27 protein-coding genes and 1 pseudogene are annotated in these 24276 nt (G+C 63.2%); 15 read left to right on the top strand and 13 right to left on the bottom strand.

What is annotated here, in order from left to right; translation table 11 throughout:
* Positions 1 to 47: 47 nt before the first annotated feature.
* Both ACIQT2_RS20890 and ACIQT2_RS20885 read right to left on the bottom strand, forming a co-directional pair.
* A complete protein-coding gene (locus ACIQT2_RS20890) occupies positions 48 to 755 on the bottom strand; it encodes a GntR family transcriptional regulator (protein ID WP_400336572.1) in 708 nt (235 codons plus the stop codon).
* Positions 756 to 762: 7 nt separating this feature from the next.
* Positions 763 to 1779, bottom strand: a complete 1017-nt coding sequence (locus ACIQT2_RS20885) for a 2-hydroxyacid dehydrogenase (RefSeq protein WP_400336573.1) — start codon at positions 1777 to 1779, stop codon at positions 763 to 765.
* Positions 1780 to 2042: 263 nt separating this feature from the next.
* On the opposite strand from ACIQT2_RS20885, the gene ACIQT2_RS20880 reads away from it, so the two are divergent.
* The 8 genes from ACIQT2_RS20880 to ACIQT2_RS20845 are packed head-to-tail and all read left to right on the top strand — an operon-like array spanning position 2043 to position 9375.
* Positions 2043 to 2834 carry a LamB/YcsF family protein gene (locus ACIQT2_RS20880; RefSeq protein ID WP_402950378.1) on the top strand — a complete coding sequence of 264 codons (792 nt, stop codon included), beginning with the start codon at positions 2043 to 2045 and terminating at the stop codon, positions 2832 to 2834.
* Entirely contained in the window at positions 2831 to 3541 is a 711-nt protein-coding gene (locus ACIQT2_RS20875; RefSeq protein ID WP_402950374.1) for an allophanate hydrolase subunit 1, read from the top strand. The genes ACIQT2_RS20880 and ACIQT2_RS20875 overlap by 4 nt, the downstream gene beginning before the upstream one ends.
* Positions 3541 to 4587: a biotin-dependent carboxyltransferase family protein gene (locus ACIQT2_RS20870; RefSeq protein WP_402950371.1), complete on the top strand. Its 1047-nt coding sequence runs from the start codon at positions 3541 to 3543 to the stop codon at positions 4585 to 4587. Before ACIQT2_RS20875 ends, ACIQT2_RS20870 begins: the two co-directional genes overlap by 1 nt.
* Positions 4584 to 5261 carry a 4-carboxy-4-hydroxy-2-oxoadipate aldolase/oxaloacetate decarboxylase gene (locus ACIQT2_RS20865; RefSeq protein ID WP_402950368.1) on the top strand — a complete coding sequence of 226 codons (678 nt, stop codon included), beginning with the start codon at positions 4584 to 4586 and terminating at the stop codon, positions 5259 to 5261. The genes ACIQT2_RS20870 and ACIQT2_RS20865 overlap by 4 nt, the downstream gene beginning before the upstream one ends.
* 48 nt (positions 5262 to 5309) lie before the next feature.
* On the top strand, positions 5310 to 6467 hold the full coding sequence (locus ACIQT2_RS20860) for a M24 family metallopeptidase (RefSeq protein ID WP_402950365.1): 1158 nt from the start codon (positions 5310 to 5312) through the stop codon (positions 6465 to 6467).
* A gap of 34 nt (positions 6468 to 6501) precedes the next feature.
* Positions 6502 to 7299, top strand: a complete 798-nt coding sequence (locus tag ACIQT2_RS20855; RefSeq protein WP_402950363.1) for an aldo/keto reductase — start codon at positions 6502 to 6504, stop codon at positions 7297 to 7299.
* Positions 7277 to 8215 carry an NAD(P)-dependent oxidoreductase gene (locus ACIQT2_RS20850; protein ID WP_402950360.1) on the top strand — a complete coding sequence of 313 codons (939 nt, stop codon included), beginning with the start codon at positions 7277 to 7279 and terminating at the stop codon, positions 8213 to 8215. Before ACIQT2_RS20855 ends, ACIQT2_RS20850 begins: the two co-directional genes overlap by 23 nt.
* Positions 8212 to 9375, top strand: coding sequence for a pyridoxal phosphate-dependent aminotransferase (locus ACIQT2_RS20845; protein ID WP_402950357.1), 1164 nt, complete (start codon positions 8212 to 8214; stop codon positions 9373 to 9375). The genes ACIQT2_RS20850 and ACIQT2_RS20845 overlap by 4 nt, the downstream gene beginning before the upstream one ends.
* 22 nt (positions 9376 to 9397) lie before the next feature.
* Here the strand turns inward: ACIQT2_RS20845 and ACIQT2_RS20840 are convergent, their stop codons facing one another.
* From ACIQT2_RS20840 to ACIQT2_RS20805, 8 genes are all read right to left on the bottom strand, one after another.
* Entirely contained in the window at positions 9398 to 10165 is a 768-nt protein-coding gene (locus tag ACIQT2_RS20840) for an SCO1664 family protein (RefSeq protein ID WP_402950354.1), read from the bottom strand.
* A complete protein-coding gene (locus ACIQT2_RS20835; protein ID WP_400336583.1) occupies positions 10165 to 10713 on the bottom strand; it encodes a DUF3090 domain-containing protein in 549 nt (182 codons plus the stop codon). Before ACIQT2_RS20835 ends, ACIQT2_RS20840 begins: the two co-directional genes overlap by 1 nt.
* A 23-nt stretch (positions 10714 to 10736) precedes the next feature.
* Positions 10737 to 11429: a histidine phosphatase family protein gene (locus ACIQT2_RS20830; protein WP_402950351.1), complete on the bottom strand. Its 693-nt coding sequence runs from the start codon at positions 11427 to 11429 to the stop codon at positions 10737 to 10739.
* A gap of 234 nt (positions 11430 to 11663) precedes the next feature.
* The gene (locus tag ACIQT2_RS20825) at positions 11664 to 12242 is read right to left on the bottom strand and encodes a dihydrofolate reductase family protein (RefSeq protein ID WP_402950348.1); all 579 of its coding nucleotides are present in this window, start codon (positions 12240 to 12242) and stop codon (positions 11664 to 11666) included.
* Between the two features lie 49 nt (positions 12243 to 12291).
* Positions 12292 to 12879: a dihydrofolate reductase family protein gene (locus tag ACIQT2_RS20820; RefSeq protein WP_402950345.1), complete on the bottom strand. Its 588-nt coding sequence runs from the start codon at positions 12877 to 12879 to the stop codon at positions 12292 to 12294.
* 100 nt (positions 12880 to 12979) lie between these two features.
* Entirely contained in the window at positions 12980 to 13738 is a 759-nt protein-coding gene (locus ACIQT2_RS20815) for an SDR family NAD(P)-dependent oxidoreductase (protein ID WP_402950341.1), read from the bottom strand.
* A gap of 11 nt (positions 13739 to 13749) precedes the next feature.
* Positions 13750 to 14484 carry a fumarylacetoacetate hydrolase family protein gene (locus ACIQT2_RS20810; RefSeq protein WP_402950339.1) on the bottom strand — a complete coding sequence of 245 codons (735 nt, stop codon included), beginning with the start codon at positions 14482 to 14484 and terminating at the stop codon, positions 13750 to 13752.
* A gap of 1 nt (position 14485) precedes the next feature.
* Positions 14486 to 15016, bottom strand: coding sequence for a type II 3-dehydroquinate dehydratase (locus tag ACIQT2_RS20805; RefSeq protein WP_402950336.1), 531 nt, complete (start codon positions 15014 to 15016; stop codon positions 14486 to 14488).
* 131 nt (positions 15017 to 15147) lie between these two features.
* Here ACIQT2_RS20805 and ACIQT2_RS20800 point away from each other — a divergent pair, with 131 nt between their 5' ends.
* Entirely contained in the window at positions 15148 to 15813 is a 666-nt protein-coding gene (locus ACIQT2_RS20800; RefSeq protein ID WP_402950333.1) for a GntR family transcriptional regulator, read from the top strand.
* Positions 15814 to 15858: 45 nt separating this feature from the next.
* On the opposite strand, the gene ACIQT2_RS20795 is transcribed toward ACIQT2_RS20800, so the two are convergent.
* Together ACIQT2_RS20795 and ACIQT2_RS20790 are read right to left on the bottom strand one after the other, a co-directional pair.
* Positions 15859 to 16515, bottom strand: coding sequence for a nucleoside/nucleotide kinase family protein (locus ACIQT2_RS20795; RefSeq protein WP_402950330.1), 657 nt, complete (start codon positions 16513 to 16515; stop codon positions 15859 to 15861).
* Positions 16512 to 16637, bottom strand: a complete 126-nt coding sequence (locus tag ACIQT2_RS20790) for a hypothetical protein (protein WP_402950327.1) — start codon at positions 16635 to 16637, stop codon at positions 16512 to 16514. Before ACIQT2_RS20790 ends, ACIQT2_RS20795 begins: the two co-directional genes overlap by 4 nt.
* A 141-nt stretch (positions 16638 to 16778) precedes the next feature.
* Here ACIQT2_RS20790 and ACIQT2_RS20785 point away from each other — a divergent pair, with 141 nt between their 5' ends.
* The 5 genes from ACIQT2_RS20785 (at position 16779) to ACIQT2_RS20765 (ending at position 23286) form a co-directional block, all read left to right on the top strand.
* Positions 16779 to 17138 carry a hypothetical protein gene (locus tag ACIQT2_RS20785; protein ID WP_402950325.1) on the top strand — a complete coding sequence of 120 codons (360 nt, stop codon included), beginning with the start codon at positions 16779 to 16781 and terminating at the stop codon, positions 17136 to 17138.
* Between the two features lie 190 nt (positions 17139 to 17328).
* On the top strand, positions 17329 to 17667 hold the full coding sequence (locus ACIQT2_RS20780) for a DUF1801 domain-containing protein (RefSeq protein ID WP_402950323.1): 339 nt from the start codon (positions 17329 to 17331) through the stop codon (positions 17665 to 17667).
* Between the two features lie 264 nt (positions 17668 to 17931).
* Entirely contained in the window at positions 17932 to 20334 is a 2403-nt protein-coding gene (gene ppsA / locus ACIQT2_RS20775) for a phosphoenolpyruvate synthase (RefSeq protein WP_402950321.1), read from the top strand.
* Positions 20335 to 21177, top strand: coding sequence for a pyruvate, water dikinase regulatory protein (locus ACIQT2_RS20770; RefSeq protein ID WP_402950319.1), 843 nt, complete (start codon positions 20335 to 20337; stop codon positions 21175 to 21177).
* Positions 21178 to 21798: 621 nt separating this feature from the next.
* Positions 21799 to 23286 (top strand): APC family permease, encoded by a 1488-nt coding sequence (locus tag ACIQT2_RS20765; protein WP_402950317.1) that lies wholly within the window; start codon positions 21799 to 21801, stop codon positions 23284 to 23286.
* A 251-nt stretch (positions 23287 to 23537) separates the two neighbouring features.
* Here the strand turns inward: ACIQT2_RS20765 and ACIQT2_RS20760 are convergent, their stop codons facing one another.
* Positions 23538 to 23756 (bottom strand): hypothetical protein, encoded by a 219-nt coding sequence (locus tag ACIQT2_RS20760; RefSeq protein ID WP_402950314.1) that lies wholly within the window; start codon positions 23754 to 23756, stop codon positions 23538 to 23540.
* 158 nt (positions 23757 to 23914) lie between these two features.
* Between ACIQT2_RS20760 and ACIQT2_RS20755 the strand changes: the two are divergent.
* A pseudogene (locus ACIQT2_RS20755) lies at positions 23915 to 24276 on the top strand (tyramine oxidase); the annotation flags it as partial.

Genomic DNA, 24276 nt, shown 5'->3' with positions numbered 1-24276 from the left:
ATATAATTTTGGACCTCGCGCGCCGCCGTGGGGGAGGGGTGGAATGACTACCCTGCCTGTTCGACGGACAGGGACAGGACGCGGTGGAGATGCCTGGTGATTGCCTTCTCCGCTGCGTCCGGATCGCCGGCAGCGATCGCCTCGGCAACGGCGTGGTGTTCGGCGAGCACGTCTTGCGCGTCCGGAATGCCGTTCAGGAACGACTGGCGGACGCGCTGCGCCTGGGCATCAAGGCTGGCGGCCATGCGGAAAAGGAACTTGTTGCCGCACCCCTGCATGATTCCGTCATGGAATTGGTGGTCGAGCTTGAGGTAATCCCGCAAGGCAGACTTCTGCCGTTCGCCCTTGAGTTCGGCAACGCGCGCGGCTGCTTTCGCCTGGCCCTCCAGGAGTTTACGCAGGTGGCGTGCCAGGGCCGGGTCGGCGAGTTCCGCGGCCCGGCGGACCGCTGCGATTTCCAGTACCAGCCGGGCGTCCATCATGGACGCCATGTCCGCGGCGGACAATTGTGGCGCCACGCTGTAGCCCTTGTTGGACACGTACGTGACCAGTCCCGTGGCCTCCAGTTGGACCAGGGCTTCGCGGACGGGAGTGGGCGAAACCTCCAGGAGCTGGGCCAGAGCTTCCACCCGGAGCGGTGCGCCCTCGGCGAACTCGTTTTCCACGAGCATCTCCAGAATGGACTCATAGACGCTTTCGCGCAGCCCTGACCTTTGGACGCGGCGAGGGCTGGCATGCTCTTTCAGTGTCTGCATGGCACCATTATCCGGCCAGCGCCGGTTTGCCTGCGTTCGCCCAGGCTTCCGGGTTCACGGTGTTCGCCGGGGTTTTCCCACGGCTTGCATCAATGATCGAGCTCATGACGCTTCCCGAAACGGCCTTGGTGAAGCTTTCGGTCCAGCACAGCGAATGCGGCGCGAGAATCACGTTGTCCATCGCCACCAGGGGGCTCTCCCGCGGAAGCGGTTCACGCTCGAAAACGTCCAGTCCGGCTCCGGCGAGTCGCCCGTCGGCAAGCCTGGCGATCATGGCCTCCTCGTCGATGACGCTTCCGCGCGCCAGGTTGATCAAACGCGCACCGGGCTTCATCATCTCCAGTTCGGCGTGGCCAATGAGGTGGCGTGTTCCGGTGTTGCCGGCAACGGTGACAATGACAAAGTCGCTCGTAGCGAGGACGTTCTCCAAAGACATGAGTTCCACGCCGGTACCGGCGGCCTCGGCGGACCTGTCCGATCGGTTCCAGGCAACGGTGCGGAGCCCCAGCGCTTTGACCCGGCGGGCTGTTTCCTGGCCTATGCCGCCGAAGCCGACGATGCCGACGGTTGCGCCGTCCAGCCCGGAGCCGTGCCAGTCTTCGCGCTCGTTCCACCGGCCCTCGCGGACCAGCCGGTCCTTCACCACCAGATTGTGGGCCAGCGCGAACAAGAGGGCGACGGCGGCATCGGCAACCGGCCGCCGGACGGCGTCGGGAGTGTTCGTCAGTACCACGCCGTGGCGAGTGCAGGCGGCAACATCGATCGCATCGTATCCGGCACCGAAACGTGCCACGTGGCGCAAGCGGGCCGGTGCCTGCAGCGAGGCATCCGTAATGCGCTCCGGCCCCATGACGAGGACGGCATCGAAGTCTTCGAGCTCAGCGGCCCGCAGCGAATCGACGGGTTCTGGCAGGACCTGCCATTCGAGGCCGGCGTCGGTCAGGGCTGACAGGCCAATGTCGCCAAAGATCGTGCTGCCGTCAAGGGCCGCGTAACCGTTGGTGATTGCTACTCGATATGCCATGGTTCCTCATTCGAAGTGGGGCAGGAAGCGCAGTTCGATGGCTGCGAAGAATTCTATATTTTATTGTTTCCTGCACGTTCCCGGCTTTGTCAAGTGTTCCATCAACACATTCGATGCGCGCTTGTTTTCCATAAGCGGGCTATATACGTGTATGCGAAATGGGTATTAGCGCTCACGGCGGATGGCTCATACGTTTTTCTCAACACAAAGCCAAACCCTCCACGGGGAACCGGCCCACGAAGAACAGCGGAGACGGATGCCAGATGACCACCACAGTTGACTTGATCGCCGATCTTGGCGAAGGCTTCGGTGCCTACACCATGGGAGATGACAACGCCCTGCTTGATCTGGTGACCTCGGCCAACATCGCTTGCGGATTCCACGCCGGTGATCCCCGGGTCATGGACCGCACGGTTGCAGAATGCGTGCGCCGCGGCATTGGGATAGGCGCGCACCCCAGCTTTCCGGACCTGGTGGGCTTCGGCAGGCGTTCCATGGACCTGACTGCCGAAGAAGTCCGTACCGACGTGCTGTACCAGCTCGGTGCCCTCTCTGCGTTCGCCGCCGCGCACGGAACCTCGGTAACGCATCTATGCCCGCATGGACGGCTTGGCAACCTGGTGATCACCCGGGCCGACTATGCCGATGCGATGGTGCAGGCCGTGGCCCAGTTCGATCCCTCCATCCTTGTGCTCACCCAGGCCGGCGCCGTGGTGGACGCCGCAGCGAATCACGGCATCCGGGTTGGCATGGTGGGCGTGATCGACCGCAATTATGAGGACGACGGAACCCTCACTCCACGAAGCCATCCCGAAGCCCTCATCCACAACCTGGACGCAGTGGTGGAACGGACAGTGCGTATGGCCAGCGAAGGCACGGTCCTGAGCCGCGAAGGCAAGCTGCTCGACGTCGACGTTGACACCATCCTTTTGCACGGCGACGGCCCGCACGCCGTAGAACTGGCCACGCGGGTCCGCGATGCCCTGCTGGACGCCGGAGTGACCATCGCCCCGCTCGCTGCAACACTGCGTCAGAACTCCCTGGCCCGCCCATGAAGACCAGGCTTGTCCCATCCGGCGAAGCGGCCTTCCGGCTGCTGGTCGAGGATGCCACTTTCGAAGAGCAATGGGAAGCCGTGCACAAGATTGCCTCGTGGGTGGCCAACAACCCACTTCCAGGCGTCTACGGAACCGTGCCCACCTACGATTCGCTGCTCGTCGAGTTCGACCCGGAGCTGCAATCCTTCCTCACTCTTTCCGCGGGCTTCGAATCGTTGGTGCAACAGGCACTGGCCACCCCCGGCGCAGCCGCACGGAGACCGCGCCACTTCACGCTGCCCGTCGTATACGGCGGAGAGCACGGCCCGGACCTCGGCTTCGTTGCCGGCCACCTCGGCATCAGCGAAAAAGAAGTCGTCGCCCTCCACACTGCCAGGGACCATGTGGTGAGGTGCCTTGGCGGTCCGGCAGCCTCCTGCATGATCGATGGTCCGGCGTTCACGCGGCCGATTCCCCGCCTGCCTGATCCACGGCTGGAAGTTCCCGCCAATGCGGTGTCCGTGGCCGGGAAGCAGGGCGTGGTGGGACCCGTGCGGGCGCCGAGCGGATGGCGGCTCATTGGCCTCTCTCCGGTCAGTGTCCTGGACTGGGCCAGTCCCACCTTGGTTCCGTACCGTCCGGGCGACACGATCCGCTTCAGGGCCATTGAGGCCGCCGAATGGGACGACTATTCCGGGCTCCGTTTGAGTGGGATGGCGTTGTGATGTTGATTCTCTCCGCAGCCATGACGGTGGTCACCGACCTTGGCCGGTTCAATGGGCCGGCACTTGGATTCTCGGTCAACGGCGCGCTGGACCAATACGCGGCGCGTGTGGCCAACATCCTGGTGGGAAACCATGACAACGCCCCGCTTTTGGAGGTGACGGCAAGCAGGTTGTCCTTCGCTGCCGAAGCGGACATGCTCCTGGCAGTAGCCGGCGCAGCGTCCACGATACGTGTGGACGACTATTCTGTTCCGCACCATACCCCGTTCTCCGTTCGCGCCGGGCAGGTAGTCACGGTTGACCCTGCCGCGATCGGGCTGCGCAGCTATCTGGCAGTCCACGGCTCGTTCGCGGTCCCCATGCTGCTGGGCAGCTGTGCCCCGGACAGCATGCTCGGATTCGGCCTGCGGCTGGAAAAGAACCAGCGGCTCGCGTGCAACGCGCGGCCGGCGCCCCTGAAGCACCCCCTCTTCGACCTGCCCCTGTTCCAGTTGGGCCAGGTGCAGCGCAGGATGGACCGTTCACCGGTCATCGATGTGACGGATGGTCCGGACATCGACGAATTCGGCGCCAGTGCTGGACTGTTGTTCAGTAACGAGTATGTGGTGAGTCCGCGGAGCAACCATGTGGGCCTGCGGCTGGCCGGCGTGCTTCCCAGCAGGATTTCCTCCGACGAGGTACTTTCCCGCGGTGTCCCGGTGGGAGCCATCGAGGTACCGTCCACCACGGAGCTCCTGGTCCTGCACCGCGGCCGAGGCGTCACAGCGGGGTACCCGGTGCTCGGCGTCCTGACCGGACCAGCGCTGGACGCGATGGCCCAAGTGCGTCCCGGGCACCGCGTCCGGTTCCGTCACGTGACCCTCGAACAAGCTTCGCTTTCCCAGCGGGAGCGGCAACTGTCCATTGCGCGGCTCCGTCAAAGAACCTGGGAGGCGCTGCACGCCCACGGCGTCGGAAATTTCGACGCCGGCCTCCCGCCACAGCCGGAAACGGCACCCGAATCCCTGAACCATCCCGAAATATCGCTTGAAAGCAGGTTGTCATGATCCACGTTCGCACTACAGTAGACCGCCCGTCCGCCGACGTTGTAGCCCGGCTCAACGAATTCTCCTCCGCCACCATCCACGAAGCGCAGGGACGCAAGGGCGCCTTGTCACACCGCATCAAGCCGCTCCACCCGGGCATGTCCTTCTGCGGCCCGGCCTTCACCGTCAAGGCCCAGCCCGGGGACAACATCATGGTCCAGGTGGGCATCTCCTACGCCCAACCCGGCGATGTGGTGATCGTGGACGCCGGCGAGCTGGAACAGTCCGGATCGTTCGGTGAAGTGCTCGCCACGGCCTGCCAGTCCAAGGGGCTCGCTGCCTTCGTCACCGACTCCGGCGTGCGTGACAGTGCCGAAATCATCGAACTCGGCTTTCCGGTGTTCTCCGGATCTGTCTGCATTGAGGGAACCGTGAAGGAGACCCTCGGACCGGTTAATTACCCCATCACCGTGGGCGGTCAGATCGTGAACCCAGGGGACATCCTCAAGGGGGACGCCGACGGAATCGTCCTCATCAAGCCCGAAGACGCCGAAGAGGTCATCCGAAGCTGCAAGGCACGCGAGGACAACGAGGCGACCATCATGGCCCAGCACCGTGCCGGCGGTAAGACGGTGATCGAACTCCACGGCCTGGCCGAAAAACTCAAGGCCAAGGGCCTCCTCGTGGAGCACTGACCTGAAAGCCCTCCTGTCCGCCAAAGTCACCAAACGAGAGGCCTCTCCATGGCACCTTTGACCATCAATCCAGTACAACAGCGTGCCGAACGCGTGGCACGGCACCTGCAGGAAGCGCGCGCAGACGTGCTCATCGCCGGCAGTGCGACAGCCATCGCCTACGTGGCCGGCGTCAACATCCGGCCCTTTACGGCGCCGGGAACCCTGTTGGTCCTCGAAGCCAGCGGGACACTGAGGCTCCTCGCCTCCGAAGCCGACCGGACCGCCGTCGAACATTCCGGATACCAAGGCAACGCGGACTACTGGCCGATCGGTGACGTTGGCGGCAGCGGACGGCAGGCCGTGCTGGCCATGTACCTCGGTACGTTCGGCGCAGGTTCGAGGGTTGCGCTGGAGGGTGAGGCGACACAGGTACATGGACCGGCGCTTGCTGCCATTCTTTCGCAAGCGGAGTCGGTGGACGCGGCACCCATCCTGGACGCCGCTGCCCGCATCAAGGACGACGAGGAACTCCGCCTCCTCAGGGAAGCCGCCAACCTCGCAGATATCGCCTACACCGCTGTGGTTGACCGGATGACACCGGAACTGCGGGCCTACGAAATCGTCCGCAACGTGGACCGCTCGCTCCGCAGTGCCGGTGGCGGCGATGCCTGGTCGCCGTTGGAGCACAGTGCAGGAGTTACACGGGCCTCACACTTCCCCAAGAACAGCCTCGTCACGCTCCTTGGCCGGGTACCGGAGACGGGTGTGCTTGACCCGGGACAACCGCTTCCCTTCGCGCTCTACCCACTCAGCCGCCTGTACACCGGAGCAGCCGGAACCACCATCGTCTTCGAACAGCCTTCCGCTTCCCTGAAAAGTGCCGCCGATGCATTGTCCGCCGCAACCGAAGCCGCCATTGCGGCCGTAGCGCCGGGCGTCCGGGCCGATGAGGTGTACGCAGCCTACAAGCGGGGCTTGCAGGGAGCTGTCGCACCCGAACGGCTGGATCCGGTGATCGGCTATTCGGTGGGAACCGGCGTCGGGAGGCCCCTGCTCTCGGCCGGCTCCAACGACGTCCTTGAACCGGGCATGGCCTTGTCCATCCGCACGGCGGCAAACCTGGACGGCGGACCGGGCATCGCCTTCCAGTCCACGGTGCTGGTAACGGGCTCCGGACACGAGCGGCTCAACATCGTTCCCCAGCGACTGATCCATCTCTACTGACCCGCAAATGGTCCTGACGACACCAAGGAAATCCATGACTCAGCAGACACTCACCGCAGCACCCACTGTGCAGCTCGCAGCGGGCACGCACATGCCGCTCATCGGCTTCGGTACCCACCCGCTTCGAGGAGCCGAAGCTACCGAAGCCGTGCTCCACGCGCTGCAAACCGGCTACCGCAGCGTGGACACCGCCACGCGTTACCAGAACCAGGACGCGGTCGGAGAAGCACTTCGCCGCACGGACGTTCCCCGCGAAGAAGTCTTCGCGACCACCAAGCTTCCGCCGGACTCCGTGGGCTACGAGTTCCAAACCCTGCATGCCAGCCTCAAAGCCCTCGGCACCGATTACGTTGATCTCTGGCTCATGCACTGGCCCCCCGGTGGGAGTGCAGGTGTATCGGCCTGGAAGCAGCTGGTTCGCGCCCGCGAGAAGGGCCTGGTCCGCGCCATCGGCGTCAGCAACTACCAGTTGCGCCTGTTGGACCAGTTGCACGCCGAAACCGGCGTCTATCCGGAGGTTGCACAACTGCAGTGGAGTCCCGTCCACTTCAGCGCCCGCTACCTGTCCGGTTGCGCCGAACGCGGAGTGGTGGTGGGAGCCCACAGCCCGTTCAGGAGTGCCCGACTGGACGACCCAAGCCTGGCTGCAATCGCCCAAGCCCATGGCGCATCGGTCACCCAGGTGATCGTCCGCTGGAACGTACAGCACGGCGTCGCGGTAGTGCCCAAGTCCGCCCATCAGGACCGCATGGCCACGAACCTGGACGTGATGTGGTTCGAGTTGAGCGAAACCGAAATGAAGACCATTGATGACCTCAGCGAACTGGAGTGAGCCCGCCGGGGGCGGCCCGGCAGACACGGTAGGGCTCATCGGTTTGGGGCCGATGGGCGCTCCCATCGCCGGCCACATCGCCGACGCCGGTTATCGCCTCCGCGTCTGGAACCGCACCAGGGAAACGGCCGAGCAACTCCGGCCCCACGCTGAAGTGGCCGACGGAGTGGAACGCTTGTCGTCCCGGGTCATCCTCTCTGCGCTACCGGACATTGACCATCTGGACCGGCTGACGCCGTCGTCTGTCCTGGAACAGTGGCAACACGACGGAACTGCCCGGCTCATTGTCCTGAGCACCACCTCTCCTGACAAGGTACGGGCGCTCGCCGCCCGGGTGGCGCCCTTCGATATCACGGTGGTGGACGCCGCGATGAGCGGCGGCGATGCCGGTGCCACGGCGGGAACGCTCAGCCTCATGGTCGGGGCAGATCGGGAGACCTTCGGTGACCTCCTTCCGCTGCTGCGGACCTTTGCCACCACCATCGAGAACATGGGTCCCCTCGGGACCGGCGCCGCTGCCAAGCTGTGCAACCAGTTGGTAGTGGCCGGGACCTTGGTTTCCCTGGCCGAAGCCCTCCACCTTGCACGCAAATCCGGCCTCTCAGACAGTCAACTCGCACGAGTCCTCAAAGGCGGCCTGGCATCCAGTGCCGTGCTCGACCTCAAAGCAGACAAGCTGCTGGGGCGCACCTATGAGCTGGGCGGGAGCGCGGTCAACCAGCTCAAGGACCTGCGGTATGCCGTTGCCTTGGGAGATGACGTGGGTGCGCGCCTTCCGCTGGCCCGGGAATCCGCAGCCCTCTTTGAGGAAGCGGTCAATCAGGGTCTTGGGGGCCATGACCACGCCGTCATCCAGGAAGTGCTGGAGGCCCCGCAACTGCACCACACCAACCAGAACAGGATCAGCTCCCCATGACTCCAGCCGTCCAAACCACCACCACTGTCCCGGCTTCCCACGCTGTGCAACGCATCCTGAGCACCTCCATGCGGGTCCAGCAGCCCCAATCCACGGGCGACCTCGTGTCACTGGCCATGGGCGAGCCTGACTTCGACACGCCGCTCCAGATCAGGGAAGCGGCCAACCGGGCCCTGGCCGAGGGCCACACGCACTATGCGCCCCTGCTCGGTGAACCAGTTCTTCGCGAGGCCCTTGCCGCGAAGCTTTCCGTGCTGGCCGGCCACGCTGTCCAGTCGGCAGATGTCCTGGTGACCCAGGGCGGGACTGCCGCTTTGTCGGCCGCCATCCTGGGTTTGGTCAACCCGGGGGACAAGGTGGTCATTCCGGACCCGACGTACTCTCTTTATTCCGATCTGATCAGCATGGCCGGCGGTGTATGCGTTCCCGTCCCCTTGGGCACAGACCTGCACTGGGACCTCGAGGCCTTGGGCCGTGCCCTCTTGGGCGCCAAGCTTTTTGTGTTCTGCAACCCTTCCAATCCCACCGGAATCGTGCATACACAGGTCGAACTGGAAGCGCTGGGCGGGCTCCTGGCCGGAACCGACACGCTGGTTCTCTCCGACGAGGCCTACAGCGACCTCGTTTACACGCCCGAACCCTTCACTTCAGCGCTGCAAGTGGACAGCCTGCGGGGCCGGACCATCTATTGCCAGACGTTCTCCAAGTCCTACGCGATGACGGGCTGGCGTGTCGGTTACCTGTGGGGGCCGCCGGAGGTTATTGCTGCGGCTGCACGGGTGCACGGCACTTTCAATGGTTCCGTAAATACGGCAAGCCAGCTCGCGGCCCTGACGGCCCTGCGAACCGCGGATCCGGATGTTCGCCGAATGCATGCTGCGTACACACGCCGCCGCGAGCTCATGATTGACGGGCTTGCGGACATCGAGGGTCTGCACGCCAGCTCGCCGGAGGGTGCGTTCTACCTTTTCCCCCGGTACGACGCCGGCCTGACCGCCGTCGAGCTGTGCGCGCACCTGCGCGGAGCAGGTGTTGCGGTGCGGCCGGGAAGCGAGTTCGGAAAACATGGTGAACACCATGTCCGGTTGTCTTACGCGGCCAGCGAGGAGCACATCCGCGAGGGTGTGCGGCGGTTGGGGGAGGCTTTCGCCCGGCTGTGACCCTGGAACAGCGGTCAACCCACTAAAACAGCGGCCACGGCACCGCGGACATTTCGCCACTCGGGGCCGGGAATCTCCCTGCCCCGAGCAAGTGTTCGCAGCGCGCAGAGAGCGCTTCGATCTCTTCGGCGTGAAGCAGTTCCGCGAGGTCCTGGCCCAGGCCGCCGTCAAGTCCTTTGTTGACTCGGCCAATGCCGTCCTGCTCCTCGGGGGTCAGGGAGTCACCCAACCATCCCCAAAGTACCGTGCGCAGCTTGTGCTCACTGTGAAAGGTAAGCCCGTGGTCCACGCCGTGCCTGTGTCCATCCGTCATGGCCAGGACGTGGTTGCCCTTGCGGTCAGCGTTGTTGGCCACGATGTCGAACACGGCCATCCGCCTGAGCGCCGGCGTGTCCTCATGAACCAGTGCCACCATCTGTCCGGTCCCGTCCTGCCCTTCGAGGACCTGTTTCCAGCCGGTTTCGGGCACATGGTCGGAAGCCATCAGGTCAACGGCGGGGTGGTCTGGGTCCTGCTGCTTCCAGAGCTGGACCATGCCTTCGCCCAAGGGGCCCTCGCGCAGCCACGTATGCGGCACAATGTCCCAACCGAAGGCCTCCGAGACCAGGTACGCCGCCACCTCCCTGTAGGCGAGGGTGCCATGCGGAAAATCCCATAGCGGACTTTCGCCTGCAATGGGCTTGTAAACCACCTGGACGTCGCCGATGCTGCCCAGGAAGGTAGCGTTCGATGCGGTGGTGATGCGGCCTGTGAGCGTCAGCTCACCGGCCAGCAGGTCCTGATCCCGCATCAGGCCTCGGGAGGCGTGCAGGTGTGGCCCTCGGGGTCGATGGGGTAGCCACACAGCTCGCACATCGGGCGTCCGGCGGCCACGATCTCGCGGGTGCGCTTGGCGAAGGCGCGCGCCGCACCGACCGGCATGCGCACCACCATCATCTCGGCGAACTCCGCGACCTCCGCCTCAAGGGGTTCCTCGTCGGGATCGACGTCGGCGATGGGGTAGGCCTCGATGACCACCTGGGCAGTGGATGGATCCCAGCCCAGGCTCATGGCGCCGGTTCGGAATTGCTCGTGCGGTTCCTCCAGCGGGTCGTTGTCCACGAGTTCAACGGGCGTTCCCTTGGGGACACTGAAGGGGTTGCCCTCCACGGTGATGAGTTGGTCGAGAATCTCGTCGATCTTTTCCGCGAGCAGGGATGACTGCTGCTTCTCAAGGGCGATACTCACCATCTGTTTCCCGGCACGCACCTGAAGGTAGAACGTGCGTGCCCCGGGGAGGCCAACGGTGCCAATGACAACCCGGTCAGGCCAATCGAACTCGTGAACGCGCGTAGGCATGTGAGTATTTTTGCACACGGAGTTCAGGGAGTCTTCTGCCCGGCGCCACCGCCCACCGGAGCGTCGCCGCTCAGGATGCCTTTGGAGAGCCAGGACAGATCGCCCGCCTCTGTGTTGGTGGCATAAACGCTGGGCCTGGTGGCTCCGTAGTGGACAATCGACACGGACGCGGGGCCCACATTGATGCGCTGGAACAAATCAAGGTGCATGCCGAGCGCGTCCGCGAGGATGGACTTGATGATGTCCCCGTGGCTGACGGCCACCCATACGGCCCCGGCACCGTGCTCGGCCTCAAAGGCTGCATCGTGTCGGCGGATGGCTGCTACCGAGCGCGCCTGCATCGCGGCCATGGCTTCACCGCCGGGAAACACGACGGCGGACGGGTGCGATTGCACCACCGGCCACAATTCCTCGTTCGCAAGCTCACTGAGCGCGCGTCCCTGCCACTGGCCATAGTCGCATTCGGTGAGGTCCGGATCGATGGGTGCATGCGGCCTGCCGGGCTGGCGGTCGAGGATGTGTTGGGTGGTCTGCAGGCAGCGTTCCAAGGGACTGGAAACCACCCCCACCACCGGAACGGCCGCGAGCCGCTCTCCGGTCCGGACAGCCTGTTCGTGCCCGGTCTGGTCCAGGCTGATTCCCGGAGCCCTGCCTGCCAACTGTCCCGTGGCATTGGCTGTGGTGCGGCCGTGCCGCACGAGGATAACTGTCGCCATCCGTCCAGCCTAGCCACGTGGCCGACGACTTTCCTTCCGGAAGTGATGGAAACGCACCCTGCCAGCCTGCGGAGGCCGGTGCCTGAACAGGTAGACCGGGACGGCGAAGACGCCGGCCGTGAGGGTCGGCACCCCGTGCTCCGCTGCCGATGCGGCTTCCAACTGGAGGTGCGGGACTAGTCACTTGGTATCGAGGCACCGCTGTCCTTGGATATCCACGGGCAGTCAGGTGCTTCAGCCGTGCAGCGTGGGCCGATAGATCAGTTCCTGGGTGTGGCCGTCGAGGGTCGTGTGGCCGATCAGTTCAAGGTCGAAGTCCTGAGCGTCCCTGAAGATCGGACCGAGTCCGGTTTGACCGGTGATGACGGGGAAGATGGTTACCTGCAGCCGGTCCACCAGTCCCGCTGCCATGAGTGAACGATTCATTGCGAGGCTTCCGTGGGAGCGGAGGGGAACATTGGATTCGCTCTTGAGGCGCGCGACAACGTCAACTGCGTCGCCGCTGACCAGGGTCGCATCGTTCCAGTCGAGGGGTTCCTCCAGGGTGCTTGAAACAACCGTTGCGGGCAGGTTGATCATTGCCGTGACCCAGGGATCGTGGACCTCCGCTTCGGAGCCGTCGGCCGCGAGCATTTCCGTGAAGGCCCGGTAGGTGGTTGCTCCGAACACCATTCGCTGGTCCTGGCTGTACTGGGCAAGACGGTGCTCCAACAGTTCCGGGCCCTGTTTACCCCAGTAACCGGTCCAATTGCCTGTTGCGGCGCCAAAGCCATCGAGGCTGGAGAAGACATCGAACGTATACATCGCTGGCATGGGTCTCCTTGGCGAACGGGATCGTGTGGTGGGGGTGGAAACGTAGTGGCTACCGTGGCGGCCTTACCGTGTACTCGGCGATGATGACGCCCGTGGTGGTGACAAGACTGCGCGCGAGCTCAAGGTCGGCACGGGTCGAGTCGGAAAAGAGCCGGGTTCCTGATCCGAGGATAATCGGATGGATCAGCAGGCTGTAGCGATCCACAAGGCCCGCGGCGTGGAGTTGGCGCACCAGATCGCCGCTGCCCATGATCATGAGGTCGGCTGGGTACCGCTCCTTGAGCGACACCAGGCCCTGCACGGCGTCGCTCGCAAGGAGTTCGCTGTTCCCGTAGGGCAGCGTGGCTTCTTGATTCCGGGAGGCGACGAACTTGTCCGAACCAAGCAGCACGTCAACAAAGGGGTTGGGCCCCACGGAGGTCCAGTGCCCCAACACGTCGTCGTAAGTGCGGTGCCCAAAAAGGAGGCCCCCGCCGGCGCTCATGCCCTCGCCTGCGTAGCTCATGGACACCTCGTCCTGGAAACCGTTCGCCCAGCCACCATGGGTGAAGCCGTTCCTTGTGTCTTCATCGGCGCGGCCCGGACCCTGCATGACGCCGTCCAAGGTGACGCTTTCGAACACGGTGATCGTGGACATTGCTTCCTCCTGACCGCGATTTGCGGGCTTTCAGCAGGTGGCTGGGGGACAGGTTCACCAGTCTTTGCCAACGCAAGCAGCGAGTCAATGCCCTGCCGGCCTAAAACGGCAGTGGAAGCTTCGCCATCCGTCCTCCGTCCAGGACCAGCACCTCACCTGTCATGAATCCCGCGCGGTCGCTGGCCAGGAACACGGCCAGGTCCCCGACGTCCCCCGGTTGCCCGATGCGGCCGGCCGGGTGCAAGGCCCTAAGCCCCGCTCGGGCAGCAACCGGGTCGGCTTGGGCGTCGAGGTACTTTTCGCTGAGTTCGGAAGCGATCCATCCCGGGGCTATGGCATTGCAACGGATGCCGTCTGCGCCCAGATCGACGGCCAGCGCCTTCGTCATTCCGTGGAGGCCGGCTTTCGAGGCTGAGTAGGTAGCGTGCCCAGGATTGGCAGCGAGTCCCTCGATCGAGCCGACGTTGATGATGCTTCCGCCGCCGCTGCGCCGGAGGTGGGGAAGTGCGGCTTGGATCAGGAAGAGTGGCGCCCGCAGATTCAGGGCCATCATGAGATCCCATTCGCTGGGCAGGATGTCCTCCACGCCACGCTCGAACATGATGCCGGCGTTGTTGACCAGGACGTCTATGGCACCCAGGTGCCCGGCTGCTTGTTCGACGGCGGTAGGGATCGCCGCCATGTCGGTCAGGTCCGCCTGGATCAAGTGCACGTTCGGGTGGCTGGCCAGGGGTTCCTCCAGCGGGCGGCGTTGCACGATGGCGATCCTTGCGCCTTCCTCGAGGAACCGCCGGGTGATTCCGCCGCCGATTCCCTGGCCGCCGCCGGTTATGAGGGCAGCTTTTCCGTTGAGTTGCATGGATGGTTCCTTCAGTCGCGCTGGCCAGCGTGCGCCGTCGAGCGTTGAACGGACTTAACGCGGTTGGTGAGTTTACCGACGCCTTCGATTTCCACGGTGACAACGTCGCCGTCCTTCAGGCCGACGGGAGGGTTGCGGAAGACGCCCACGCCGGCGGGCGTGCCAGTCAGGATGAGGTCGCCAGGCTCCAACGTGGCTGTCTGCGAGACGAAGCTGACAATGTCGGCAACGCTGAAGATCATGTTGGCTGTGGTGGAGTCCTGCATGAGGATTCCGTTCAACCAGAGCTTGATCCCCAGGTTCTGGGGGTCCGGGACCTGGTCAGCCGGGACCATGGCCGGACCTATGGGGCAGAACGTGTCCAGGCTTTTGCCGCGAACCCACTGGCCGTCGTCGAACTGCAGTTCCCTTGCGGAAACATCGTTGGCGCAGAGGTAGCCGGCCACGTAGTCAAGGGCTTCTTCGCTTGGGATGTTCCGAGCCCGTCGGCCGATGACAACGGCCAGTTCTGCTTCGTAGTCGGTGCGCAGGCCCTCGGGCACCAGGATCTCACTGCCATTGCCAACAAGCGTATTCGGCCACTTGGCAAAGAGAAGGGGGCGGGTTGGCGCGCCGAGGCCTGCCTCGGTGGCGTGGTCGCGGTAGTTCAACCCAACGCAAATGATTTTCGACGGCGGCCCTATCGGCAGCCCGTCTGCGGCACCGGATGTGGCGGGAACGGTGGGGGACTGGGTGCAGGTGGTCATGTCAGGACTCCTTCCGGTGGGTGTTTGTACGAGCGGTTTTGCCCAGGAACGATTGGTCGTCCAGGGCGAGGGTGAGCGCGAGCATTCCACCGACATAGCCGTGATGCCGCAGGCCCTCCATGACTCCGGACGCCCCATGGCTGAAGATGGATTTCGCGTCCGGAGTGCCGGAGGTGCTGAACCACTGGGCGAGGTTGGCGAAGTGAACCTCAAGGTAGGGCCGTCCGGAATCCAGGAGCGCGTCACGGGTGGCCATGCCGAACATCGTGAGTCCGGCGGGGTTGATCATGAACGCGTCAACGTCATCGCTGTCATGGATGAAGTTGAGGATTTCCCCCTCGATGTTTGACGAGAAATGTCGGAGTTCAACATCGATCTTCGCGGCAAAACCATCCAGCTGATCGTTCAGGTCTTCCAAGGACCTTACAGAGCCGAAGAGGCCAGGATCTCGTTTACCGAGAGCGGACATGTTAGGGCCCTGGATGACGGCAATCCGCCATTGTGGGGCGTTCGGGACCCGGAGTCCTTGCATCGTGGGATTCCTTTCGCAGTAGGTCGCGGCAACCTTGCCGCAACACAACTGACAATATGCATATTTTCCGAAGTGGTCAATGTCGAATATGCATATTGTCTCAAGTCCTAGTTGCCTGCGATACTTGGCCCATGTCAACAGTCACGGGTCAGCTCCGCTCAACCACCATTGCGGGGGCGATCGCGGCCGAACTCCGCGCCGAGATCGCCGCTGGGCGGATCGCGCCGGGGGAGAAGCTGCGCCAGAACGAACTGGCCGCCCGTTTTGGCGTGAGTACCACTCCGGTGCGCGAAGCCATTGCCATCCTTCGGCATGAGGGATTGGTGCGCCATTCACCGCAGCGGGGCGCTACGGTCTTCGCCCCCTCGGTTGCGGAGTTGCGCGAGCAGTACGCCATTCGCACGGAATTGGAAGCCCTCGCAGTCAGGCATGCTGCCGGCAATTTCCACGAAAACGATGCCGCACCCCTCCAGGCGATCATCGATGAAATGACCCAGTGCACGGATCCGGACCGGTATGTGGAATTGAACCACCAGTTCCACATGGGTCTATACAGGCTCTCCGGCATGGAGCAGCTGGTGGAATTGATCGACAACCTGCGAGGATCCTCATCGGCATACCTGCAGATCTATGCGACGACCAGCAGCCCTTCGCCCCAGTTGGATGACGAGCACAGCCGTATTTTGGAGGCCTGCAAAGCGGGTGACGCAGCCGCGGCCGACAAGGCTATGAGGGAACACTTGCAGACCAGCGTCCAGAGCATTCTCAGCACGCTCCCGGAAGACGCGGCCAAATAACCCGCTGGTCATCGACTTGGACCGGGACCGGGCAGATCGCGAACCCTAGCGCCGCCTGACAACGAGGTCGGCGAAATTCCTCGTTGACTCGATGAACCGCGCGTTGGCTTCATCCGGACCATTCGCCCAGGCTTCAGCATCAGCCGGTGCCATTCCGGAGGTTACGTGTCGTTGGATGAGCTGGGCCACACGGATCTGCTGTGATGTCTCAACGAACCAGACTTCGTCCAGGTAACTGCGGACTTCGCTCCAGCGGCCCTGCCGGGCCAAGAGGTAATTGCCTTCCGTGAAGACGAAAGTGGTCGACTTGGGAACAGCGATGGATGCCGCTACGGGCTCTTCAAGGCCCCGGCGGTAGGCAGGCGCGTAGATGACATCCTCATCGTTGCGCCGCAGCCGTTGAAGCAGGGAAAGATACCCGCCGACGTCGAACGTGTCGATCGCGCCCTTCCGTTCCCGCAGCGGCGTCCCGTCGATGATGGAGTTCGCCAAGTGGAATCCATCCATGGGAACGACGGCGCCGTCTGGGCCAAACTGCTCGGCCAGGCGTTCGGCAAGAGTGGATTTGCCCGCGCCCGGAGCCCCCACCAACCCGACGATCATCCGCTCGCCCGGACTGGCTGCGCCACGAAGGCGCCGCTCAAGGTCGGAAATATCGTAGAGGACGGCAGGCACTGATTGTTCGGCGCGGGAGGAATTCAATCTTTGAGCGCTCCATCCAGAAGGGTGCGCAGCTCTTGAGAGTACCGCTCGGTGGCCTCGTGATGGTGGGCAGGCGTGTCCGCCTCGGCGTCGCCGTCGGAGGCGGGGAAGTGCATGACCATGGTGATTACCCTATACCTGGAACAGTACCTTTAAACCTAATTCACTCTTGAACTGTGACATTAAATGTTCATATACTAGACACATCAGAGGGGCTGAGACGGGGGCCGGTTCCGCGGACAACCAGGGAATCGAGGGTCATCGTGGACCACGAAGATACAGTCACCATTTGGCGGCGGGCCGGCAACCAGACGCCGCCCCGCCAGCTGAGTCTCTACGCTCAGGCACTTGTGAGGGAGTGCCCCGTAGGCACCTACCGGGCCCTGAATGACGCCCAGGAAGACCAGGCGCTGCTGGCCCTGTTCCGCGTGGACAGGCCGCAAGCGACGTTGGCTTCTTTGCATCAGCTTCCGGCCTTGGCACTCTCCAGCTACCACCAACTGCTCCACGACCTTGCGCGTGAAGGACTGGGGCCCGGGGGTTTCGACGGCGAAATCCCCACCTGTCCGTCCCTGACGGCACGGTCCAACCCGCCGGACCATCCCTGGAGAAGCCATGTGTGACAACTGCCGCAGGGCCCTGTACGAGTTGAACCTCCAGTGGGGCAACCAATCGTTGGACATTGCCAGGATCCGTCGCATTCTCGACAGCGAGGATGATGAGGCAGCGTAGCTTCGTCGACCGTTGGGCCTGCGGCTATCCTTTCCATACTGCCCGTTGACCCGCAATCCGCCCCAAGGAGGCCGCGACACCATGTTTACGAAGAAAGGCGATGCAGCAGTCCTCGCCAAACTCGGCGAGGCTCCGGCACCCTATCGGGAGATCGGCGAACGCCTGCACCGGATCATCAGGGACAACGCGCCGTCCCTGGAGCCTATCGTCCGCTGGGGACTGCCGTTCTACGTGAAGGACGGCAAGGATGTTTGCTACATCAAACCGGACAAGGAATATATCGTCTTCGGCTTTGGGGAAGTGGTGAATCCTGCCCATGAGGAGGGAGCCCACATGCACCCCGTCGCTTGGAACATCACCTCGCTGGACGATGCCACCGAGGCCAGGATCAAGGCCCTGGTGGTCAAGGCGGCCGGCTGACGTCCGCCACTGGCGGACCCAGGAACGAGTGAACGACGGCGGCAGGCCGGTTTCGGTTCCCCGGGAACCAAAGCGGCCTCCCGCCGTCGTGCTTTGTTGCCCTTAAGGGGTTTGCGCTCTTTCGCAAAGTCATGGGTCTTTCATGACGATTGCGTTAAGTTGTGCTGGTCACATCCGTTTGCTTCTTCGCAGGTGATCCGCCCACTCTTGCATCACCCTATATTTCAGCGCTTGTCAGCGCGTGCCCAACGAAGGACACCATTTATGACTGACGTTCTCTGGTTTTCCGATCTTGGCCTGTCCGACCTTGACCAGGTTGGCGGCAAGAACGCTTCTCTTGGCGAGATGGTTGGCAGCCTCGCCTCTGCAGGGGTGAAGGTTCCGGACGGTTTTGCTACCACGGCCGATGCTTATCGGCGGTTCTTGAGTGGATCCGGGCTGGATGCCCGGATCGTGAATATTCTGGAGGGCCTGGACAGCGGCGATGTGGCCGCTTTGGCCAGTGTCGGCCAGCAGATCCGGGATCTGATCCGTGTAACGCCGTTTCCTGCGGGTTTCGAAGATGAAATCCGGTCCGCGTATGCACGCCTAACCCAGGAGCACGGCGATGACGTGTCGTGGGCTGTGCGTTCGTCTGCGACGGCTGAGGATTTGCCGGATGCTTCCTTCGCCGGCCAGCAGGAAACGTTCCTGAACATTCACGGTATTGAGAACATCCTGGTGGCGATCAAGGACGTGTTTGCGTCCCTGTATAACGACCGGGCGATTGCTTACCGCGTCCATCACGGCTTCACACACTCGGAAGTTGCTTTGTCGGCAGGTGTGCAGCGGATGGTCCGTTCCGATGTCGGCGCGTCCGGGGTGATGTTCACCATGGACACTGAGACCGGTTTCCAGGACGCGGTATTCATTACGTCCTCGTACGGTCTGGGTGAGGCCGTGGTCCAGGGTGCGGTGAACCCGGATGAGTTCTACGTCCACAAGCCTGCCTTGGTGGCCGGGCGTCCGGCCGTGCTGAAGCGGGGGCTGGGGGAGAAGGCCATCCAGATGGTCTACACCGAGTCCCGTGAGGTGGGCCGCACCGTGGACTTCATCCCGGTGGCCCCGGAGCTGCGGAAGCGCTTCAGCCTGTCCGATGCCGAGGTGGAGCAGTTGGGCCGGCACGCGCTGGCCATCGAGGCCCATTACGGCCGTCCGATGGATATTGAGTGGGGCAAGGACGGGGTGGACGGGGAACTCTACATCCTGCAGGCCCGCCCGGAAACGGTCGAGTCACGCAAGGCCGCGGGCTCGGTGTCCCGTTACCGGCTTGCCGAGCGGTCCACTGTGCTGGTTGAAGGCCGGGCCATTGGTCAGCGGATCGGCGCCGGGCAGGTGCGGGTGTTGTCCTCGATCGACCAGATGGCATCCTTTCAGGAGGGCGACGTGCTGGTGGCGAACATGACGGACCCGGACTGGGAACCGATCATGAAGAAAGCCGCGGCGATCGTCACGGACCGGGGTGGGCGGACCTGCCACGCTGCGATCATCGCCCGTGAACTGGGCATCCCCGCCGTCGTCGGAACCGGGTACGCGTCCCAGATCCTCAAGGACGGCACCCCCGTCACGGTCTCCTGCGCCGAAGGCGAAGCCGGGCTGGTCTACGAGGGCTTGTTGGAGTACACGCTTCAGGAAACGTCGTTGGAGACCATGCCCGAGGCTCCGGTGAAGATCATGATGAACGTCGGCACCCCGGAACAGGCGTTCAGCTTCGCCAAGCTCCCCAACCACGGTGTTGGCCTGGCCCGGCTGGAATTCATTATCAACCGGCAGATCGGTATCCACCCCAACGCGCTGCTCGCCGTGGCCGGCGAAGTGGCCCGGCCTGCGACCCTGGATGACTTCACGGTGCGGCAGATCCGGGAGAAGACCGCCGCTTACGACGGCCCGCGGGACTTCTACATCAAGCGTTTGGCCGAGGGTATCTCAACCATCGCCGCGGCGTTCGCCCCGGAACCGGTGATCATCCGGCTCTCGGACTTCAAGTCCAACGAGTACGCCAACCTGATTGGTGGCCCGGCGTTCGAACCCGAGGAAGAGAACCCGATGATCGGCTACCGGGGCGCTTCCCGGTACCTGTCAGAATCCTTCCGGCAGGCGTTCGAGCTCGAATGCGAAGCCCTGAAATACGTCCGCAACGAAATGGGCCTGAGCAACATCAAGCTCATGGTCCCGTTCGTCCGGACCCTGGACGAGGCCCGCGGCGTCATCGAGCTGCTCGCGGCCAACGGGCTCAGCCGCGGCGAGAACGGCCTGGAGATCGTGATGATGTGCGAACTTCCGGCCAACGCCCTCCTGGCAGATGAGTTCCTGGAGTACTTCGACGGGTTCTCCATCGGATCCAACGACCTCACCCAGCTCACCCTGGGCCTGGACCGCGACTCAGCCCTCGTGGCCGAAGGCTTCGATGAGCGCAACCCCGCCGTGACCAAGCTGCTGGAAATGGCGATCAGTGCCTGCCGCCGCAAAGGCCGGTACGTCGGTATCTGCGGCCAAGGCCCCAGTGACCACCCGGACTTCGCCGAATGGCTCCTGGCACAGGGCATCAGCTCCATCTCCCTGAACCCGGACGCCGTCACCGAAACCTGGCTCCGCCTGGCCCGCACCGGCACCCGTGCCGCCGTCTAAATGGTCGACCACCACACCGTGGGGGCTGGCACCCAGCCCGCCCCCACGGTGTTCTTCCTTTCCGACAGCACCGGAATCACGGCCGAGACCCTCGGCAACACGCTGCTGACCCAGTTCCCGGCCCAACGACTGGAACGTCGCACCATTCCCTTCATCACCACGGTGGAACAGGCGTACGACGTCGTAGCTGTCATCGACCGGGTGGCTGCTGCCGGGCCGCGGCCTTTGGTCTTCTCGACGACGGTGAACCCCGACGTCCGTGCCGTCCTGTCACAAAGCACAGGCCACTTTTTCGATTTGTTCGGCGCCCATATCGGTCAGCTGGAGCAAGCACTCGGCTCCTCGGCCAATGGCCTCCCAGGCCAGGCGCATGGCGTCGGTGACGCCGTCCGGTATCAGTCGCGGATGGCCGCCGTCGAATACGCCATAGAGCACGACGACGGCCAGTCGCTTCGGGCGCTGGAACGCGCGGAGTTGATCCTGATCGCCCCCTCCCGGTGCGGTAAGACTCCCACCACGATGTACCTGGCGCTGCAGCATGGGATCCTTGCCGCCAACTTCCCGTTGGTGGAAGAAGACTTCGAAACCCTTTCGCTGCCCAGGCCATTGCTGCCGTTCGCAACCAAATGTTTCGGCCTCACGTCGCAGCCGGTCCGGTTGAGCCAGATCCGGCAGGAACGGCGTCCCGGGAGCAACTATGCCTCGCTGCCGCAATGCACCTTTGAACTCCGCAACGCCGAGGACATGTACAGGGCCAACAACATTCCCTACGTGAACTCGGCTTCCATGTCCGTCGAAGAGATCTCCGCGACGGTGCTCCAGAAGATGCAACTGCACCACTGACAGGGTCGTGGATGCCCCTCATGCCGCAGTTGATGCCCGGCATGCGGACGCCGTCTTTGTTTCCTGCCACACCATCATGGTCGTCTTTACAACTCCCGGAATGCTCTCAGGCATGTTTCAGGTATGTTTCCAGCATGTTAACTGGGTTGGGAAAATACTCCATCTAATTTCTCACTTAATTCTTGATAAACGCCTCGCGAAATTGCTTTCAACGGCGTAGTTTTGATCCATCAATGAATGCAAGTGACCCGCATCACACTGGCTGTGTTCGAAGTTGAACCGGTCAAATCCGTTGGAGCAGAGTGTGCCGGGTTTGCCGGTGGTTTCCTTCCACCCCCACCGGGGTTGAGGCGATCTCCGGCCGGCACCGCCTGCAGATTCCGGGGCCGTTACCGCCGGCGAAGCGGTGACGTCCCGGCCTGCCTCAAAGCCTGGTTCCGGGTGCGCGACCGTTGTTTCACCGGCCCCGGGATCCCACCGATTGTGACCATTTCGCGCCTCCCTGCCTGGGATTCCCCTTCCCGCGGACTCTTTTGCGTGTCCGCGGATGCTTTCCACGCTTCCACCGGGCCGGGATCGATGCCGCGCGGCCACCTGCTGTCAGTACATCAAGGAGATGTTATGAGTGAAAATCGTGTAGATGGCGTCGACCATCTGAAGAGGTCGATCAACTGGAAGCAGGGCATGGCCATTGCCCTGGGCGTGCCCCTGCTGATCCTGCCCTCCCTGGGATACCTGCCGATGTATGTGTCTGCCGCGGCCATCCTCATCTGGGCGATTTCGGTGCTTCAGGGCTTCCTGCAAAACGCTGCCTACGCCGAGATGGCCACCACTTTTCCCAAGGCATCAGGACTGCCTGGATTTGCGCAGTTGGTCTTCCGCAATGAAGACTTCAAGGGCAAGTACGACAAGGGCAAGCTGATCGGCGGGTTCACCGCCTGGAGCTACTGGTTCGGATGGAATCCCATTCTCGCCATCTTCGCCATCCTGGTGGGCGGCTATTTGCACGGCCTGTTCCCGGTGCTGGGGGAGACGTTCAGCGAATACCAGCTTGCCCTGATCTCCGGTGTCGTGATTTTTGGTGGCCTGTATGTGGTTAACTGGTTCGGGCTGAAGGACGGCGCCATTCTCGGGTACATCCTGGCTGCCATCTCGCTGATTCCGCTGGTGGTCCTGGCTGTCGCACCGTTCGCCACGGGCCACGTTGACATGTCCAACATCACCGGAAACTGGTGGCCGTCCGATTGGGGCTGGGACTTGCACCACATCCTGATGCTCTTCGGCATCTTTGCCATCTCGCAGTGGAGCGCCTGCGCCTGGGAAACGGCGGCAATCTACGGACCCGAATACAAGAACCCGGCCAAGGACGTCCCCAAGGCGCTGCTGGCCTGTGGCCTGATTTGCCTGGTGCTCTACGTCCTCCTGCAAACCGCCGTCATTGGCGTCCTTGGTGTTGATGGCGTGCAGGCCCAAGCCGTATCTCCGCTGATCCCGGTAGCCCAGGCAGTCTTTGGCCAGGCCGGTTCGATCGTCACGATCATCATGCTGGTTGCGGCAATGGTCCTGATCATCCAAACGGCCTACCTGGGTTCATCCCGGGCCATGCACTCCATGTCAACCGAAGGAAACCTGCCGGCTTTCATTGGAAAGACCAACCGCCAGGGAACACCGTTCGTGGCCATGCTCATCATCGGTGCGTTCAACCTGGTCCTCATCTCCATGGGCAACGCGGCCGCCATCCTCGCAGCCTCGGCCATCGGCTACACACTCGCCAACGGGATCAGCCTGCTGGCTTACGTCCGGGCAAAGAAGCACCCGGCCTTTGCCAACCTGGAGCGTCCGTTCAAGGCGCCGAAGGGCTGGAAGCATGTGGCCCTGGTCTTTGGCCTGTTCAACGTGCCGTTCTGCGTGGTGGGCGTGGTCTACCTGAACAGCTTGGAGATCGGCTGGACATCAACCTGGGTAGGCTTCCTGGTCCTTGCCCTGTACTTGCCCATCTGGCTTTACTCCCAGCGGGAGAAGCGACGTCCCCACGGCGAACCCATAGAGGAAACGGTGCAGACCGTCGACGCAACCGAGCAGGAAAGGGTACTGGATCCCACCCCGTAGGAAGCGGGCGGGAACGGCGCGCGAAAGACCCGCTCGGGCTTCGTGCGCCGCTCCCTCGCAGGCCCGTGGCCCAACAAATGCAGCTGAAGGCCCTGACGGCACATGACCACCACGGAGTGGCATGGGACCGTCAGGGCCTTCAGCTGTCTTCGTGCGGTGGTGGGCCACATGGCGTTTCCCCGGCACGGCAGCATGTTTCGCCGATGTTTCCAAAATGTTAACTACAGTGGGAATTAATGTCGGATAATTTCTCAGGTAATTCTCAATAAATCGCTCGCATCAAAGAAATTCATGGCGTAGTTTTGCTGCATGAAAGGAATGCGGGTGACTGGCATCACAGCAGACGGGCTCATCGCAGAGCTTTTCTGAGTCCCTGGAAACCAGGGCATGCCAGGCAACGTACGACCGCCGCCGGCCCCACCGGGCCAACGGTGCTCGTTACGCTCCGTTCCATCGGCCTTGATGACCATTTCCGGACAATGCTGAACGGTTCCGGCGCATCAATGGCGCGTTTTGTACGTGTCGCCCTGATGAGTAACACCGGGCCCTGCGGGATGTAGACACACCGCTTCCCAGGGCCTGCGGACCGTCAGCTGGCGTCCCTTCCCAGGAAACAAAGGAGTTAGTTGTGACTTTGAATGCTGATACTGAGGTTTTGGTGGGTGTTTCGCATCCGTTGGATCCGTTGTCGCGGGTGGAGATCGCGCGTGCGGTGGCGGTGTTGAAGGAGGGGCCTGCTGCGGCTGAGTCGTTCCGGTTTATTAGTGTGGAGTTGCGTGAGCCGTCCAAGGAGGATTTGCGGGCCGGTGTTCCGGTTCGGCGTGAGGCTGATGCGGTGTTGGTGGATCGTGCGGTAGCGCGGTCGTTTGAGGCCGTGGTTGATCTCGAGGCCGGCACGGTGGATTCGTGGAAGCAGTTGGCGGAGAATGTCCAGCCGCCGTTCATGTTGGATGAGTTCGCTGAGTGTGAGGATGCGTGCCGGAAGGACCC

Origin of the sequence: Paenarthrobacter sp. NPDC090522 (assembly GCF_044769225.1) — a bacterium.
Taxonomy (GTDB): Bacteria; Actinomycetota; Actinomycetes; order Actinomycetales; family Micrococcaceae; genus Arthrobacter.
The sequence above is the reverse complement of the archived record's forward strand: the minus strand, read 5'-3'. Positions and strand labels throughout refer to the sequence as shown.

Coding starts and splice junctions, on each gene's coding strand:
- ACIQT2_RS20890 (WP_400336572.1), bottom strand. CDS start 755: ATGCAGACACTGAAAGAGCATGCCAGCCCTCGCCGCGTCCAAAGGTCA.
- ACIQT2_RS20885 (WP_400336573.1), bottom strand. CDS start 1,779: ATGGCATATCGAGTAGCAATCACCAACGGTTACGCGGCCCTTGACGGC.
- ACIQT2_RS20880 (WP_402950378.1), top strand. CDS start 2,043: ATGACCACCACAGTTGACTTGATCGCCGATCTTGGCGAAGGCTTCGGT.
- ACIQT2_RS20875 (WP_402950374.1), top strand. CDS start 2,831: ATGAAGACCAGGCTTGTCCCATCCGGCGAAGCGGCCTTCCGGCTGCTG.
- ACIQT2_RS20870 (WP_402950371.1), top strand. CDS start 3,541: ATGTTGATTCTCTCCGCAGCCATGACGGTGGTCACCGACCTTGGCCGG.
- ACIQT2_RS20865 (WP_402950368.1), top strand. CDS start 4,584: ATGATCCACGTTCGCACTACAGTAGACCGCCCGTCCGCCGACGTTGTA.
- ACIQT2_RS20860 (WP_402950365.1), top strand. CDS start 5,310: ATGGCACCTTTGACCATCAATCCAGTACAACAGCGTGCCGAACGCGTG.
- ACIQT2_RS20855 (WP_402950363.1), top strand. CDS start 6,502: ATGACTCAGCAGACACTCACCGCAGCACCCACTGTGCAGCTCGCAGCG.
- ACIQT2_RS20850 (WP_402950360.1), top strand. CDS start 7,277: ATGACCTCAGCGAACTGGAGTGAGCCCGCCGGGGGCGGCCCGGCAGAC.
- ACIQT2_RS20845 (WP_402950357.1), top strand. CDS start 8,212: ATGACTCCAGCCGTCCAAACCACCACCACTGTCCCGGCTTCCCACGCT.
- ACIQT2_RS20840 (WP_402950354.1), bottom strand. CDS start 10,165: ATGCGGGATCAGGACCTGCTGGCCGGTGAGCTGACGCTCACAGGCCGC.
- ACIQT2_RS20835 (WP_400336583.1), bottom strand. CDS start 10,713: ATGCCTACGCGCGTTCACGAGTTCGATTGGCCTGACCGGGTTGTCATT.
- ACIQT2_RS20830 (WP_402950351.1), bottom strand. CDS start 11,429: ATGGCGACAGTTATCCTCGTGCGGCACGGCCGCACCACAGCCAATGCC.
- ACIQT2_RS20825 (WP_402950348.1), bottom strand. CDS start 12,242: ATGCCAGCGATGTATACGTTCGATGTCTTCTCCAGCCTCGATGGCTTT.
- ACIQT2_RS20820 (WP_402950345.1), bottom strand. CDS start 12,879: ATGTCCACGATCACCGTGTTCGAAAGCGTCACCTTGGACGGCGTCATG.
- ACIQT2_RS20815 (WP_402950341.1), bottom strand. CDS start 13,738: ATGCAACTCAACGGAAAAGCTGCCCTCATAACCGGCGGCGGCCAGGGA.
- ACIQT2_RS20810 (WP_402950339.1), bottom strand. CDS start 14,484: ATGACCACCTGCACCCAGTCCCCCACCGTTCCCGCCACATCCGGTGCC.
- ACIQT2_RS20805 (WP_402950336.1), bottom strand. CDS start 15,016: ATGCAAGGACTCCGGGTCCCGAACGCCCCACAATGGCGGATTGCCGTC.
- ACIQT2_RS20800 (WP_402950333.1), top strand. CDS start 15,148: ATGTCAACAGTCACGGGTCAGCTCCGCTCAACCACCATTGCGGGGGCG.
- ACIQT2_RS20790 (WP_402950327.1), bottom strand. CDS start 16,637: ATGGTCATGCACTTCCCCGCCTCCGACGGCGACGCCGAGGCGGACACG.
- ACIQT2_RS20780 (WP_402950323.1), top strand. CDS start 17,329: ATGTTTACGAAGAAAGGCGATGCAGCAGTCCTCGCCAAACTCGGCGAG.
- ppsA (WP_402950321.1), top strand. CDS start 17,932: ATGACTGACGTTCTCTGGTTTTCCGATCTTGGCCTGTCCGACCTTGAC.
- ACIQT2_RS20770 (WP_402950319.1), top strand. CDS start 20,335: ATGGTCGACCACCACACCGTGGGGGCTGGCACCCAGCCCGCCCCCACG.
- ACIQT2_RS20765 (WP_402950317.1), top strand. CDS start 21,799: ATGAGTGAAAATCGTGTAGATGGCGTCGACCATCTGAAGAGGTCGATC.
- ACIQT2_RS20760 (WP_402950314.1), bottom strand. CDS start 23,756: ATGGTCATCAAGGCCGATGGAACGGAGCGTAACGAGCACCGTTGGCCC.